We start from the raw sequence: 13,408 nt of genomic DNA, 5'->3' as shown, positions 1-13,408 counted from the left end.
TCATCTCCGAAATTATTACTCTCTCAAACCAAATAGAATTATATTTTATAACCTATTAACTAACTAACCAAATGGTAAGAGAACGTTTAATTTCGCTCGATGTCTTTCGCGGACTGACTATTCTATTGATGACAATTGTAAACAATCCCGGTGACTGGGGAAATGTTTATCCGCCGCTTTTACACGCGCATTGGAACGGTTGTACGCCAACCGATTTAGTATTTCCTTTCTTCGTTTTTATAATGGGAGTTGCCGTGCCGTTGGCAATGCCCGAAAAAACATATGACAGCACCACTTTCAATAAAATATTAATTCGTTCTTTAAGAATGTTCTGTCTAGGGATCTTCTTTAATTTTTTTGGAAAAATTCAATTATTTGGACTAGACGGAATTCCACTTCTAATTGGGCGTTTAGCTATTACCATTGCAGTTGGTTATGCTTTGATGGGTAATTTCAACAATCGCTTAAAAAATATTTTTGCCGTTGGTATCTTATTGGTTTATCTAATTTTAGCTTACGGCGGATTTGAAAATTATCAGGACGTCAGACTTCCTGGAGTTTTGCAACGTATTGCAATCGTTTATTTTGTTGTTTCTCTTTTATATTTAAAGACATCCCGAAAAACTCAAATCATTACCGGAGTTCTTTTACTTTTAGGATATTGGGGCATTATGACTTTAATTCCTGTTCCAGGAGTTGGAGAAGCAAATCTAGAAAGAGGCACTAATTTAGCAGCGTGGGTTGATAGTATTCTTTTAAAAGGCCATAATTATCATGAAACGAATACCTGGGATCCAGAAGGGATTTTGAGTACTTTGCCATCAATCGTAAACGGAATTATCGGTTTATTCATCGGACAAATTTTACTTTTAAGTGTAACCAAAATTCAAAAAGCCCAAAGAATGGGAATGATAGGCACCTCGCTTATCTTTTTTGGATTATTATGGGATTTGGTTTTTCCAATAAACAAATCCATCTGGACAAGCAGTTATGTTTTGTATACAACAGGACTAGCAACTGTATTTTTTACGGTTTTATATTATTTAATAGACATTAAAGAATTTAAAAAAGGCTTTAAACTTTTCGTAATTTGGGGAGTCAATCCGATGATTGTTTTCTTTGCTTCGCAGATTATTCCGCAGGCATTAACCATGATTCAATTCCAAAATCCGAGTAATCCAGAAGAACAAACCAATCTTCTAAGTTATTTATACTATTCTGGAATTGCACCATTTTTTAGTAATCCAATGACAGCCTCTCTCGCTGGTGCATTAACTTATGTTGCCATTTGGACATTTATCTTATGGATATTCTACAGAAACAAGTTAATTTTTAAAGTGTAATTTTTTCACCATATAAATCATATAAGTTCATTTAATTACGCAACTCAAATTTATTTTCCGCTTTTTTTAAATGAACTTATATGACTTATATGGTTTAAAAATCTTTTTTTGGTCAAAACACCATTTCTCAAACGTTATAATTAAGAATTTATTAAAATCAATTCATAAAAAAAGTATACTTTTGCACAAAATTTAATAAAATATAAAAATGGCAACAAATAGAACTTTTACAATGATCAAGCCAGATGCTGTTGCAAACGGACACATCGGGAATATCTTAGCAATGATTACTAATGGTGGTTTCAAAATCGTTTCATTGAAATTAACTCAATTAACTGTAGCAGATGCAAAAGCATTTTACGCAGTTCACGCAGAAAGACCTTTCTACGGAGAATTAGTTGAATTCATGTCTCGCGGACCAATTGTTGCTGCTATTTTAGAAAAAGAAAACGCGGTAGAAGATTTCAGAACTTTAATCGGAGCTACAAACCCAGCTGAAGCTGCAGAAGGAACTATCCGTAAAGCATACGCTACTTCTATAGGAGAAAATGCAGTGCACGGATCTGATAGTGACGAAAATGCAGCTATTGAAGGTGCATTCCACTTCGCTGGAAGAGAGCAATTCTAATAATTGATTTCACGCACGATCACCATTTTTAGTGATTGTATATTTATAAAAAAATCCTGTTTGTTAGAGCAAACAGGATTTTTTTTATTGAAACAATTCTAAATATTCATTTTTAAAAGTTGATTTCCTTTCTCCCAAATCAACCAGATTATTTTGAAGTTGTGTCTTTAATTCATAAAAATTGCTATGATAAAAACTGGAAATACTCCCCACTCTTTTATCTTTTTCAAGAATAAAAATGGATTCTGTAAGCCCTCCTTTTGCAGATTCAAATAAAGTTATAAAACCGTCTAACTCATTCCAATTATAAATTTGAGCTTTTCCAATTCCAAAATACCGTTTAGTGGTTATACTCTGATTATCAATTTCAATACGATACGCTCTGGTTCTTATCACTGTCAACCAAAAAAAAGCTACAAACAACAAAAATAAAATTGGCAAAACCATACCTGCAACAGGAGACGTGTAAGCAAAATAAACAACTAGCAACGGCAAAACCGAAAGGTACGAAATGAGTAAAATCGGTAAAATTTTAAATTTAGATTTCATATTTATCACAAATTATCTCAGAACTACATCCTTTACCACCTCTCGACCTAGCTCCTCATTAATCATTTTTACTATTTTGTATTTTCCATGACTTAATTCTTCTCGAAGAACCGATGAGCCTAATTCCACATACAAAGTACTGCCCTTAAGAACAACATTTCGAGTATAGGTATTCACGCCACTTCCCATAAGATTTTTCCAAGCCTCGCGAACGTCAATTTGATCCATTCCGGGCTGTAATTTATTCACTTGAATAATCTGTTGCAAAACAGCACTGATACTCGTTTCGTTATTTAGTCTTTTCGCCATCATTCAAGAGATTAATTGGTCCTGCTTTTTTATAATGATATTCTATTTTCTGTTGATTTTTAGTCACTAATTTTTCATCCGAAAGCGAAACAATTTCTTCGCTCCATTTCGCATAATCTGTTTTGTAATCCAGAAAAACCTTTTCTCCAGCAAAACGAACCGCTACATTTTCAAAAGTATCAGTAGTCAGGAATGTACCATCAAACTGCGGCATCACTTTCGTTCGAACACCTTTGTTATTTTTAATCTCAAAAAAATCAAATGTCTCGTTCATTTTATATTCTTTTTCTTCACCTTTCTCAAAAACCACCTTTTCAATCTCCCAATAGCCATTTAATTTATTAATGTCAGCAGGTTTAACTTCTTGTTTGCAGCTTACAAACAAAAGTGATAGAACCAGAATCATAAAAGTGTTTTTCATATAAAGTGTCTATATTAGAAGCTGATACCTGCTGTCCGCTGTATCTTTTGCTTTTTAAAGAAAAAAGCAAAGGGATGCCGCTCCCATCAGGGCTAGGGCTTCAGTTTTCAAAAGAAATTTTTACCGGACTACAAAGATAATCTTATAATCATCAAAAGAAATATTTTGAACATTAATTTATTTTACTAAGCAAAAACATCTTATTCTGTTTATAATAAAACTTATACAGGCAAAAATCTAAAATATTAAGTCGCTACTTTGCAAAAAAATTGGAATAAAAACTAAAAACACTGTTTCAACCACCAAAATGAAAAACATTTTTCTATTATTATTCAGCACTTTACTTCTATTTTCGAGTTGTCATCAACCGAAACCAAAAAAAAACGTTGCTTTAAATAAAGAAGAATATCCACATATAACGGATAGTAGCCTAAAAAATGACACTATTTCCCGAATAAACAATGTCGCCGAAAACTGCCCAATAAAAATCACCAAGACAACTATATTACTAAACGGTTATTCTAACCATAAAGACCTTAAAGTAGTTTATAAAAATTCTGGAAAAAAAATTATAAAAGCAATTAAATTTGAATGGTATTGTATTAATGCATTTGAAAAACCTGCAAGTGGTCATTATTTTTACGGCGAAGGAAATTTCAAAAAAGACATTACCGAAGTAATAAAACCCGGGCAAACAAAAACAGAAATCTGGGAAGATTTTTCAACAGATGCAGACAAGGTCATTAAAATAAATGCCTATTACATTGTTTATATCGATGGTACAAAATGGGAACTCAATGATAGCAAGATTCCTTTATAATCTGTCACATTAAAAATTTATACCGCCCTACAAATTAAACCATTATTGTTATTTTTGGTCAAACCACAAACCTAAACCCAAAAGAACAATGAACCGATTTCTTAATGCAATCCTTATCATCTTGCTATTTTCTTCATGCAGCAAAGATACGATAGATCCAGATCCTGTTCCAATCCCTGAGGAAACTATGTATTTCCCACCATTAACAGCAACAACTTGGGAAACAAAATCTATTTCTGATCTTAAATGGAACCAGAATGCAGTACAACCGCTTTTAGATTATCTCGAACTCAAAAATTCTAAATCGCTTATAATACTAGTAAATGGCCGAATTGTTTTAGAAAATTACTTTAACAACCATAACGCTTCTGCAAACTGGTATTGGGCAAGTGCTGGAAAAACATTAACCTCAACCATAACTGGAATTGCACAACAAGAAGGACTATTAAACATCAATAATAAAGTTTCTGATTATCTTGGAACGGAATGGACAAGTGAAACTCTTGCTCAAGAAAGTCAAATTACCTGCAAACATTTATTAACGATGACTTCCGGTCTTGACGACAGCACAGACGATGTAAATCCTGAGAATTTAATCTACAAAGCCGACGCCGGAAAAAGATGGGCATATCATAATGTTTATGTAAAACTTCAAGATGTTGTAGCAAAAGCAAGCAAACAAAGCTGGGAAAATTATTTCAACGCCAAATTACGAGACAAAATAGGCATGAACGGAAACTGGGTTCAACTTGGCGTGAACAGCGTTTATACCAGTACAACAAGAAGCATGGCACGTTTCGGATTGCTAATGCTCAACAAGGGAAAATGGGAAAATAATACAATTCTAAACGAAACCTTCTTTAACGAAGCAACTACAACTTCGCAAAACATCAATTTAGGATACGGATATTTATGGTGGTTAAACGGAAAAGCTTCTTATCATTTACCACAATCGCAACTTACCTTCCAAGGAAACATAATCCCTACAGCACCAAGCGACATGTTCATGGCTCTAGGTAAGAATGACCAAAAAATATATGTGATACCAAGCAAAAAAATGGTGGTTATCAGAATGGGAGATGCTGCCGACAATGTCAATCTGGCCTTATCCGATTTTGATAAAACTTTATGGGAAAAAATTAGCGCTTTGTACCAATAAAGAAAGAGCTTTTAAATAAAGCCATTACAGACATTTTATTTAAAAGCTCAATATTTTATTTTTAATTTACTTTTTAGCGATTCGTTTTTATTCTCTTAAGAACTCCTAAAAAAAACAAAATTATTCCAACCACTAGCAAAGCGTAGTAAACTGAAAGATTATTGTCTTTTAAAACATTTGCCAAAACAAAAGCTATTACGCTAGCAAAGTAAAAAGTTAAAGCCGATATATTTTTCATTATAAATTATTTAAAGAAGCTGTCAACAAATTCATATTTATTGAAAACTTGTAAGTCTTCAATTCCTTCGCCAACACCAATATATTTTACAGGAATTTGAAATTGATCTGAAATTCCAATTACAACTCCACCTTTTGCAGTTCCGTCTAATTTTGTTACGGCTAATGAAGTAACTTCTGTAGCAGCTGTAAATTGTTTTGCCTGCTCAAAAGCATTTTGACCTGTAGAACCATCTAAAACCAAAAGCACATCGTGAGGCGCATCAGCAACCACCTTTTGCATTACACGCTTTACTTTGGTCAACTCATTCATTAAGTTTATTTTATTATGAAGACGACCAGCCGTATCAATAATTACAACATCAGCATTTTGAGCTACTGCAGATTGCAAAGTATCAAAAGCTACAGACGCAGGATCACTTCCCATATTTTGTCTTACAATTGGAACATCTACTCTATCAGCCCAAACTTGTAATTGATCAATTGCAGCAGCACGGAAAGTATCTGCAGCTCCTAAAACTACTTTATGTCCAGCTTTCTTAAACTGATAAGCTAATTTCCCAATTGTTGTCGTTTTTCCAACACCATTAACACCAACTACCATTAAAACGTAAGGCTTTTTATCCTTAGGAACTTCAAACTCTGTCGCTTCACCTGTATTGGTTTCAGATAATAATGCTCCAATTTCATCACGAAGAATTTGATTTAACTCCTCCGTTCCTAAATATTTATCTTCGGCAACACGTTTTTCAATTCTTGAAATAATTTTTAATGTTGTATTTACCCCAACATCTGAAGCTACAAGAACCTCTTCCAAATCATCTAAGACATCATCATCGACTTTAGATTTTCCGGCTACGGCTTTACTTAATTTTGAGAAAAAACTAGTTTTAGATTTTTCAAGACCTTTGTCTAAAGTCTCTTTTTTATCGGTAGAGAATAATTTTTTAAAAAAACTCATTTTTTTTTAGATTATTTGATTGTCAGATCTCTGAATTATCGATTATCAGAAATCTAAAGCTTCAAAAAAGGCAAATTATTGCACTTCTTTAAATTTATAGACAAATATAGGTAATAAAAAAGCTACTTCCGAATGAAAGTAGCTTTTCTATATATTGTAATTGTTAATTATTTCTTTTTCAAGAATTCATCAACTTCTTCAGGAGCCATAATAGATTCTACGAATGTATATGCACCAGTTTTAGGAGATTTTACCATTTTAATGGCTTTTGACAATCTCTTAGAAGCTGTTTGTAACGATGCTACGGTTTTCTTTGCCATGATTCAAATGTTATTTGAAGTTTTTATAAAACTCAAATGGCAAACCACCATTGAGATTTACAAAATCTCTAGTTATTACTTAATTTCTTTGTGAACAGTTACTCTTTTTAAGATTGGATTGAATTTTTTAATCTCTAATCTGTCTGGAGTATTTTTTTTGTTCTTAGTTGTAATATATCTAGAAGTTCCTGGAACACCAGAAGTTTTGTGCTCAGTACATTCTAAAATTACTTGGATTCTATTACCTTTCTTTGCCATCTTGCTATATATTTATTTAGGAAAAGATTATTTGATAAATCCTTCTGACTGCGCTTTTTTCAAAACTGCAGTGATTCCATTTTTATTAATTGTTTTTATCGTAGATGCTGCTACTCTAAGAGTAATCCATCTATCTTCTTCTGGAAGATAAAAACGCTTTTTAACTAAGTTTACAGAAAACTTTCTCTTAGTTTTGTTCATAGCGTGAGAAACGTTATTTCCTACCATCGCTCTTTTACCTGTAAGGTCACAAACTCTTGACATTATACTTATCTTTTATCGTTATTCAAAATCAGGGTGCAAAGAAAAGAAAAATAAACCATTGGTGCAAAAAATTATTGCACAATTTTTAAAATTTCTTTCTGTAATATTTCCAAACTCTTAACTGATGCCCTATCTATCACTTTTTCACGAGGTTGTCCGAAGTTAAATTCTTCGACAATTACCCCATTTGGCGTTGCCAAAGCGATAAAAACGGTGCCAATTTCAGCATCAGAATCGCCTTTTGAAGGCCCCGCATTCCCTGTCGTAGCAAGCGCATAGTCCGTTTTCATTAAATCTTTAACACTCAAAGCCATAGCAGACGCAACCTCAGCACTAACTACTGTAAACTGATCAATTAAATTTTGAGGCACTCCAAGAACATTTACTTTTGCTTCGGTCGCATAAGAAACGACACTTCCTTTAAAATAACTTGACGAACCTGGAACAGCTGACAAAAGTGAAGCAATTCTCCCTCCTGTACAGCTTTCCGCTGTTGAAATCGTTTTATTTTCTTTAGAAAGCAATTTTCCTATTACGGTTTCAATAGTTTCATTCTCTTCATAACCCACAATTATATCATGAATTATTGCATCCAAAGACTGAACATTCGACTCAATTGCTTTTTCTAGTTCTTCTTTATCTGTTCCTCGGGCAGTTAAACGAAGTCGAACTCTTCCCGGATTTGGCAGATACGCTAATTTTATAAATTCAGGAAGATTATTTTCCCAATGTTCAATGCGTTCTGCAACCAAACTTTCACCTTGTCCATATGTCAAAATAGTTTTGTGAATAATATAAGGACGTTTGTATTCGCGAACAATTTTTGGAATTATCTCTTCTTCTACCAGATATTTCATTTCATAAGGAACTCCAGGAAGCGAAATATAAACAGTATCCTCTTTCTTCATCCACATTCCGGGAGCGGTTCCCATTTTGTTCTGCAAAACAGTACAAGTTGACGGAACCAATGCTTGGTCTTTATTCAACTGCGAAATCGGTCTCTTATAAAATCCTTCGATTAATTGCGTTACATGCGCCAAAACTTCTGGATTTACAACCAACTCATCATTAAAGTATTCACAGAATGTTTTTTTGGTAACATCATCTTTTGTTGGACCTAATCCACCTGTCACAATAACAACATCTACCTTATTTTGTAACTGTGCGAAAGTATCTAAAATGTGTTTTTTATCATCACTTATTGACAACATTTCGGACACTTCTACACCAATTCTATCAAGTGCTTTAGCTAAAAATGCCGAATTTGTATCAACGATTTGACCAATTAAGATTTCGTCTCCAATGGTTATGATTGCTGCTTTCATATCATTAAAATGTTTGTTCCTTACTTAAAGTAAGCCAATAATTTACTGTAGAATGATTAAATTTTGTATTTGGAGGGAAGTATTTAGCTTACAAACTGTAAGTCGCTTTCACAAAATTTAAAAAATGACAAACTGACTTAGTCTCATTTTTCAACAAACAAGAAATTAAGTCAGTTTTTATATTTTAAAGATCAAAGTCTTTTTTTATTTCTTTAATCGCTTCTTTTACTTGTATTTTAATACTCTTAAAAGTTTCGATAATATCTTTTTTCTTACCTTCTGCCTTTGTCCAAGCTTCAACTTGCAAAATTTCTTCGAAAGCCACATTCAAACCCATCAAATCCAATGTTGGCTTAATTTTATGTGCATAAGAATAAGCATATTTATGATCCTTTTTCTTAATTCCTTCTTTGATTTGTTTTAAATCTTCTGGAACCTCTGTTACAAACAAAGTTAAAATCTGATTTACAAATTCAGGATCGTTATCTGAAAGCGCATATACTTTCGAAAGGTTGTACTTTAAAGCCATTATTTTACTTGTATTCTGAATAATTTTTTATCTTCTAAAAAGCCTTCTAAAACATCATTTGGTTTTACAGCTGCAACGCCAGCAGGCGTTCCTGTAAAAATAATATCTCCAATTTTTAATGTAAAAAATTGAGATACATAAGCAATTAATTCATCAATTTTCCAAAGCATCATACTTGAATTTCCTTTTTGAACTGTTTCAGAATTGCTTTTCAATTCAAAATTAAGATTTTCCATAGAAACAAAATCAGTTTTTGGCAAAAAATCTCCAATCACCGCAGAGCCGTCGAACGCCTTGGCTTTTTCCCACGGAAGCCCTTTCTCTTTCAACTTACTTTGTAGATCTCTGGCCGTAAAATCGATTCCTACACTAATTTCATCATAATATTTATGAGCAAATTTCGGTTCAATATATTTTCCAACCTTATTGATCTTTACGATTATTTCAACTTCATGATGAACATCTTCCGAAAACTCTGGAATTACAAACGGATGTTGCTTCAACAAAACCGCAGAATCGGGTTTCATAAAAACAACAGGCTCGCTTGGACGCTCGTTTTGCAACTCTTCTATATGATTGGCATAATTCCTGCCGACACAGATAATCTTCATTTCTTTTTTTAAGTTTCTAAGACACTAAGATGCTAAGTTACTAAGAAACTAAAAAACTTAGAATCTCAGAAACTCAGCATCTTAGAAACTTATTTCGTATTTAATTTTCTTAATTTAATTGCTGTCAACACTTTTTTGGTGTATAGAGGAAAATCAGCATTTTGAATCCAGCTAAAATAACCCGGCTCTGCTTCTAAAACTTTTTCCACTTTGGCACCTTTATGTTTTCCAAAAGTAAAAATTTCCTCGTTATCTGCATCAAAAGCAATCATTCCTGCAAAATCAGCTATTTTCTTACGCGTTGTAAACTCAGACAAAGATTTCATATCATTTTCCAATTCTGGATAACGGTCTAATTGCGCTTTTAAAATTTCGTATGTTGCCATGGTATCTGCTTCTGCGGAATGGGCATTTTCAAGACTTTTTCCACAATAAAATTTCAAAGCAGCACTTAAAGTACGCTCTTCCATTTTATGAAAAATAGTTTGTACATCTACTGAAACTTTGTTTTTCATATCGAAATCAACTCCGGCACGAAGTAATTCCTCGGCCAAAAGCGGAATATCAAAACGATCAGAGTTAAATCCACCCAAATCGCTGTCTTTGATCATATTGTGGACTTGCGGAGCTAATTCTGCAAAAGTGGGTTCATTGGCTACTTTTTCATTAGTAATACCATGAACAGCGGTTGTCTGCGGAGGAATTGGAATTGTTGGATTAACCAACCAGGTTTTACTTTCTTTGTTTCCGTTAGGAAAAACTTTGAATATTGAAATTTCTACGATTCTATCTTTACCGATATCAATTCCCGTTGTTTCGAGATCAAAAAAGCAAATTGGTTTGTTAAGTTTTAATTCCATTTCTAATTTTTATAAGTTTACAAATGTAATTTTTAAAGCCGAATATCCTCCTTTATTCTCATTTTTTTTTTGTCTAAAAATGCTTTCAATTTCTAGAATTTAACATTTTAAAAACATGTCACAAATGAGTTCCACTTTGATTCTTAACCTTTTCCTACAAAACAAAAAAAATCCGACAAGTTCAAAACTTATCGGATTGGATTTTATTTTTATGATTCATTTTAGAAATCTCTATCTACATCAAAAGCTTCTAAATATTCTGCTACTCTTTTCACGAAGCTTCCTCCAAGCGCTCCATCTACAACTCTATGATCGTAAGAGTGAGACAAGAACATTTTTTGGCGGATTCCGATAAAATCTCCTTCTGGAGTTTCGATAACCGCAGGCACTTTACGAATTGCACCAAGAGCCAAAATTCCAACTTGAGGCTGATTGATAATTGGCGTTCCGAAAACACTTCCAAAAGTACCAACATTTGTTACTGTATAAGTTCCGCCTTGTGTATCGTCTGGCTTTAGTTTTCCAGCTTTTGCACGGTTTCCTAAATCGTTAACCGCTTTTGCCATTCCAACCAAATTCAACTGATCTGCGTTTTTAATTACAGGAACAATTAGATTTCCGTTTGGCAATGCTGCAGCCATTCCTAAATTGATATTTTTCTTTTTAATGATATAATCTCCCTCAACAGAAATATTCATTCCAGGGAAATCTTTTAAAGCTTTTGCAACAGCTTCCATCATAATAGGAGTAAAAGTTAATTTCTCGCCTTCTCTTTTTTCGAAAGCCGCTTTTACTTTATCTCTCCATTTTACAATGTTTGTTACATCTACTTCGATAAAAGATTGTACGTGAGCAGAAGTCTGAACTGAAGCTACCATGTAACCTGAAATCAGTTTACGCATTCTGTCCATTTCTACAATTTCGTCGGCTCCGTTTACAGAAACAGGAACTGCCTGCTGGCTTTTTTGAGCAACTGGCTCAACAACTGCTTTAGGAGTTTCAGCAACTACTTTTGGTGCTTCCTGAACCGCTTTTGGCGTTTGGACAACACCAGATTTACGATCTTCTATATATTTTAAAATATCTTCTTTTGTTACGCGACCGTCTTTTCCTGAACCAGCTAAACTTTCTAATTCATTTAAAGAAATTCCTTCTTCCTTCGCAATATTTTTTACTAACGGAGAAAAGAACTTATCTGATCCTGAGAAATCTTGAGAAGAAACTGTTTCTTTTACTTCTTCAATTGATTTTTCAATTTCCAAAGCTTCTGCAGGAACAGCAACATCTTCTACTTTAGTAGTTTCTGTAACTGGCGAATCGCCATCTTCTGTTTCGATAATCGCGATAGTTTGCCCTACTTGTACTAAATCATCTTTACCAAACAATTGCTCAACTAAGATTCCTGATACTTCACTAGGAACTTCACTGTCAACTTTGTCAGTTGCAATTTCTAGTACTGGTTCATCAGCTTCAATTCTGTCTCCAACTTCTTTCAACCAATTGGTAATGGTTGCTTCAGCGACGCTTTCTCCCATTTTAGGAAGTTTTAATTCAAATCTTGCCATATTGTTAATCTAAAAGATGTTTTTGATTTTCAGATTGCGAAATTAATGAATATTTTAAACATAAATTTCATTTAATATAATTTTTTACTCAATTTTTACAATTTGCCCTCTGTCATTTCTAGAATTACTTCCAATTATAAAATGGGTGTTTTTGGGTAAAATTTTAAAAGTAATACTCTTATCTTTAATAGTTTCTATGATTTCGATACATTTTTTGAATGAAATGTATTGATTATCCAAAATGATTTCGACCTTTTTTCCCTTAAAAATCAGGCACGAATTTACCATTTTTTCTTTCGGGATTTCTAAAAACCGGACTTTATTTTTTAAAGTTAAGGCTAATTTCTGAGACAAATCTTCCTTTAAAGAATAAAAAATATAAGATTCGGGATCCGATTTTATTTTGGTTTTACCCTGAAACATTTTTACAAAAGAGAAAAACCATGTTCCGATTTGGATGAAAAAAGTAAAGAAAAGCGATTTTCTAAAATGCTTTTTGTAGAAGAAATCCATAGCTTCCTTAAAACGCATCATATATTTTTCATCTTTTATTGTACTCTCTCCTTTATAATGTAAAACTGTGGTTTCATGAAAATAGTAGTTGTCCTTTTTGAATTGTAAAGCACGATAAGACAAATCAATATCGTCTGCATACATAAAACAGTTTTCATCAAAACCTTTTAAATTTTCATACAGACTTTTTTCCAAAAACATAAAAGCCCCAACAAGAATCTCTACTTTTCCTGTTTGGTTTTCACCTAAATGTTGCGCATAATATTGATTGAAAAGTTTTGTTTTGGGAAATACTTTATATAATCCGAAAATTTTTGTGAAAGCGACCCAAGGCGTTGGAATACCGCGTTTGCTTTCTGGAAGAAACTCGCCCGTTCCGTCAATCAACTTGCAACCGATAATTCCAAGATTATTTTGCCTTTCGGCGAAAGCCAGAATCCTAAGAAATGTATCTTCAGCGACAACGGTATCTGGATTTAAAATACAGACATACTTCCCTTTCGCTTGACGAACACCAATATTATTTCCTTTTGGAAAACCAAAATTCTCTTTGTTTTCTATCAGTTTGATATCAGGAAATCGATCTTTCATCATCAAAACACTTTCGTCTGATGAGTTATTATCAATTACAATAATTTCGGCATCAATCCCTGCTATTGCTTCCTGAACACTTAAAACGCATTGTTCCAGAAAGTAACGCACATTATAATTCAGAATAATAACCGATAATTGCATG

The 13,408-nt window shown here is 33.2% G+C and carries 18 protein-coding genes; 4 read left to right on the top strand and 14 right to left on the bottom strand.

Annotated elements, in window-relative coordinates; translation table 11 throughout:
- Nucleotides 1-71: 71 nt before the first annotated feature.
- Both K6T82_RS00525 and K6T82_RS00520 read left to right on the top strand, forming a co-directional pair.
- Nucleotides 72-1,343 (top strand): acyltransferase family protein, encoded by a 1,272-nt coding sequence (locus tag K6T82_RS00525; protein ID WP_223704073.1) that lies wholly within the window; start codon nucleotides 72-74, stop codon nucleotides 1,341-1,343.
- Between the two features lie 208 nt (nucleotides 1,344-1,551).
- Nucleotides 1,552-1,971: a nucleoside-diphosphate kinase gene (locus tag K6T82_RS00520; protein WP_223704072.1), complete on the top strand. Its 420-nt coding sequence runs from the start codon at nucleotides 1,552-1,554 to the stop codon at nucleotides 1,969-1,971.
- A gap of 84 nt (nucleotides 1,972-2,055) precedes the next feature.
- On the opposite strand, the gene K6T82_RS00515 is transcribed toward K6T82_RS00520, so the two are convergent.
- Genes K6T82_RS00515 through K6T82_RS00505 form a run of 3 tightly spaced genes read right to left on the bottom strand, consistent with a single transcriptional unit; the run spans nucleotide 2,056 to nucleotide 3,250 of the window.
- On the bottom strand, nucleotides 2,056-2,520 hold the full coding sequence (locus K6T82_RS00515) for a hypothetical protein (RefSeq protein WP_223704071.1): 465 nt from the start codon (nucleotides 2,518-2,520) through the stop codon (nucleotides 2,056-2,058).
- Between the two features lie 12 nt (nucleotides 2,521-2,532).
- The gene (locus K6T82_RS00510; RefSeq protein WP_223704070.1) at nucleotides 2,533-2,829 is read right to left on the bottom strand and encodes a DciA family protein; all 297 of its coding nucleotides are present in this window, start codon (nucleotides 2,827-2,829) and stop codon (nucleotides 2,533-2,535) included.
- Nucleotides 2,810-3,250 (bottom strand): lipocalin family protein, encoded by a 441-nt coding sequence (locus tag K6T82_RS00505; RefSeq protein WP_223704069.1) that lies wholly within the window; start codon nucleotides 3,248-3,250, stop codon nucleotides 2,810-2,812. Before K6T82_RS00505 ends, K6T82_RS00510 begins: the two co-directional genes overlap by 20 nt.
- Before the next feature lie 307 nt (nucleotides 3,251-3,557).
- Here K6T82_RS00505 and K6T82_RS00500 point away from each other — a divergent pair, with 307 nt between their 5' ends.
- A complete protein-coding gene (locus K6T82_RS00500; protein ID WP_223704068.1) occupies nucleotides 3,558-4,070 on the top strand; it encodes a hypothetical protein in 513 nt (170 codons plus the stop codon).
- Between the two features lie 88 nt (nucleotides 4,071-4,158).
- A complete protein-coding gene (locus K6T82_RS00495) occupies nucleotides 4,159-5,229 on the top strand; it encodes a serine hydrolase domain-containing protein (RefSeq protein WP_223704067.1) in 1,071 nt (356 codons plus the stop codon).
- A 73-nt stretch (nucleotides 5,230-5,302) separates the two neighbouring features.
- Here the strand turns inward: K6T82_RS00495 and K6T82_RS00490 are convergent, their stop codons facing one another.
- From K6T82_RS00490 to K6T82_RS00440, 11 genes are all read right to left on the bottom strand, one after another.
- Nucleotides 5,303-5,467 carry a hypothetical protein gene (locus K6T82_RS00490; protein ID WP_223704066.1) on the bottom strand — a complete coding sequence of 55 codons (165 nt, stop codon included), beginning with the start codon at nucleotides 5,465-5,467 and terminating at the stop codon, nucleotides 5,303-5,305.
- Nucleotides 5,468-5,473: 6 nt separating this feature from the next.
- Complete coding sequence (gene ftsY / locus K6T82_RS00485) at nucleotides 5,474-6,427, bottom strand: signal recognition particle-docking protein FtsY (protein WP_223704065.1); 954 nt, start codon at nucleotides 6,425-6,427, stop codon at nucleotides 5,474-5,476.
- Between the two features lie 167 nt (nucleotides 6,428-6,594).
- Nucleotides 6,595-6,747 (bottom strand): DUF4295 domain-containing protein, encoded by a 153-nt coding sequence (locus tag K6T82_RS00480; protein ID WP_070261881.1) that lies wholly within the window; start codon nucleotides 6,745-6,747, stop codon nucleotides 6,595-6,597.
- Nucleotides 6,748-6,822: 75 nt separating this feature from the next.
- Nucleotides 6,823-7,005, bottom strand: coding sequence for a 50S ribosomal protein L33 (gene rpmG / locus K6T82_RS00475; RefSeq protein WP_008253902.1), 183 nt, complete (start codon nucleotides 7,003-7,005; stop codon nucleotides 6,823-6,825).
- A gap of 27 nt (nucleotides 7,006-7,032) precedes the next feature.
- Nucleotides 7,033-7,269 carry a 50S ribosomal protein L28 gene (rpmB, locus tag K6T82_RS00470; RefSeq protein ID WP_008468080.1) on the bottom strand — a complete coding sequence of 79 codons (237 nt, stop codon included), beginning with the start codon at nucleotides 7,267-7,269 and terminating at the stop codon, nucleotides 7,033-7,035.
- 71 nt (nucleotides 7,270-7,340) lie between these two features.
- A complete protein-coding gene (locus K6T82_RS00465) occupies nucleotides 7,341-8,594 on the bottom strand; it encodes a competence/damage-inducible protein A (RefSeq protein ID WP_223704064.1) in 1,254 nt (417 codons plus the stop codon).
- A 184-nt stretch (nucleotides 8,595-8,778) separates the two neighbouring features.
- Nucleotides 8,779-9,123 (bottom strand): Hpt domain-containing protein, encoded by a 345-nt coding sequence (locus K6T82_RS00460; RefSeq protein WP_184159882.1) that lies wholly within the window; start codon nucleotides 9,121-9,123, stop codon nucleotides 8,779-8,781.
- A complete protein-coding gene (locus tag K6T82_RS00455; protein WP_223704063.1) occupies nucleotides 9,123-9,734 on the bottom strand; it encodes a fumarylacetoacetate hydrolase family protein in 612 nt (203 codons plus the stop codon). Before K6T82_RS00455 ends, K6T82_RS00460 begins: the two co-directional genes overlap by 1 nt.
- An 89-nt stretch (nucleotides 9,735-9,823) precedes the next feature.
- Complete coding sequence (locus K6T82_RS00450; protein WP_223704062.1) at nucleotides 9,824-10,594, bottom strand: 3'-5' exonuclease; 771 nt, start codon at nucleotides 10,592-10,594, stop codon at nucleotides 9,824-9,826.
- A gap of 221 nt (nucleotides 10,595-10,815) precedes the next feature.
- Complete coding sequence (locus K6T82_RS00445; RefSeq protein ID WP_223704061.1) at nucleotides 10,816-12,159, bottom strand: dihydrolipoamide acetyltransferase family protein; 1,344 nt, start codon at nucleotides 12,157-12,159, stop codon at nucleotides 10,816-10,818.
- Between the two features lie 84 nt (nucleotides 12,160-12,243).
- A complete protein-coding gene (locus K6T82_RS00440; protein WP_223704060.1) occupies nucleotides 12,244-13,407 on the bottom strand; it encodes a glycosyltransferase family 2 protein in 1,164 nt (387 codons plus the stop codon).
- Nucleotide 13,408: the final 1 nt, after the last annotated feature.

Source organism: Flavobacterium potami (genome assembly GCF_020026915.1).
GTDB classification, from domain to species: Bacteria; Bacteroidota; Bacteroidia; order Flavobacteriales; family Flavobacteriaceae; genus Flavobacterium; species Flavobacterium potami.
The sequence above is the reverse complement of the archived record's forward strand: the minus strand, read 5'-3'. Positions and strand labels throughout refer to the sequence as shown.

Coding starts and splice junctions, on each gene's coding strand:
- K6T82_RS00505 (WP_223704069.1), bottom strand. CDS start 3,250: ATGAAAAACACTTTTATGATTCTGGTTCTATCACTTTTGTTTGTAAGC.
- K6T82_RS00525 (WP_223704073.1), top strand. CDS start 72: ATGGTAAGAGAACGTTTAATTTCGCTCGATGTCTTTCGCGGACTGACT.
- K6T82_RS00510 (WP_223704070.1), bottom strand. CDS start 2,829: ATGGCGAAAAGACTAAATAACGAAACGAGTATCAGTGCTGTTTTGCAA.
- K6T82_RS00460 (WP_184159882.1), bottom strand. CDS start 9,123: ATGGCTTTAAAGTACAACCTTTCGAAAGTATATGCGCTTTCAGATAAC.
- rpmG (WP_008253902.1), bottom strand. CDS start 7,005: ATGGCAAAGAAAGGTAATAGAATCCAAGTAATTTTAGAATGTACTGAG.
- K6T82_RS00445 (WP_223704061.1), bottom strand. CDS start 12,159: ATGGCAAGATTTGAATTAAAACTTCCTAAAATGGGAGAAAGCGTCGCT.
- K6T82_RS00500 (WP_223704068.1), top strand. CDS start 3,558: ATGAAAAACATTTTTCTATTATTATTCAGCACTTTACTTCTATTTTCG.
- K6T82_RS00495 (WP_223704067.1), top strand. CDS start 4,159: ATGAACCGATTTCTTAATGCAATCCTTATCATCTTGCTATTTTCTTCA.
- K6T82_RS00440 (WP_223704060.1), bottom strand. CDS start 13,407: ATGCAATTATCGGTTATTATTCTGAATTATAATGTGCGTTACTTTCTG.
- K6T82_RS00455 (WP_223704063.1), bottom strand. CDS start 9,734: ATGAAGATTATCTGTGTCGGCAGGAATTATGCCAATCATATAGAAGAG.
- K6T82_RS00480 (WP_070261881.1), bottom strand. CDS start 6,747: ATGGCAAAGAAAACCGTAGCATCGTTACAAACAGCTTCTAAGAGATTG.
- K6T82_RS00520 (WP_223704072.1), top strand. CDS start 1,552: ATGGCAACAAATAGAACTTTTACAATGATCAAGCCAGATGCTGTTGCA.
- ftsY (WP_223704065.1), bottom strand. CDS start 6,427: ATGAGTTTTTTTAAAAAATTATTCTCTACCGATAAAAAAGAGACTTTA.
- K6T82_RS00515 (WP_223704071.1), bottom strand. CDS start 2,520: ATGAAATCTAAATTTAAAATTTTACCGATTTTACTCATTTCGTACCTT.
- K6T82_RS00490 (WP_223704066.1), bottom strand. CDS start 5,467: ATGAAAAATATATCGGCTTTAACTTTTTACTTTGCTAGCGTAATAGCT.
- K6T82_RS00465 (WP_223704064.1), bottom strand. CDS start 8,594: ATGAAAGCAGCAATCATAACCATTGGAGACGAAATCTTAATTGGTCAA.
- rpmB (WP_008468080.1), bottom strand. CDS start 7,269: ATGTCAAGAGTTTGTGACCTTACAGGTAAAAGAGCGATGGTAGGAAAT.
- K6T82_RS00450 (WP_223704062.1), bottom strand. CDS start 10,594: ATGGAATTAAAACTTAACAAACCAATTTGCTTTTTTGATCTCGAAACA.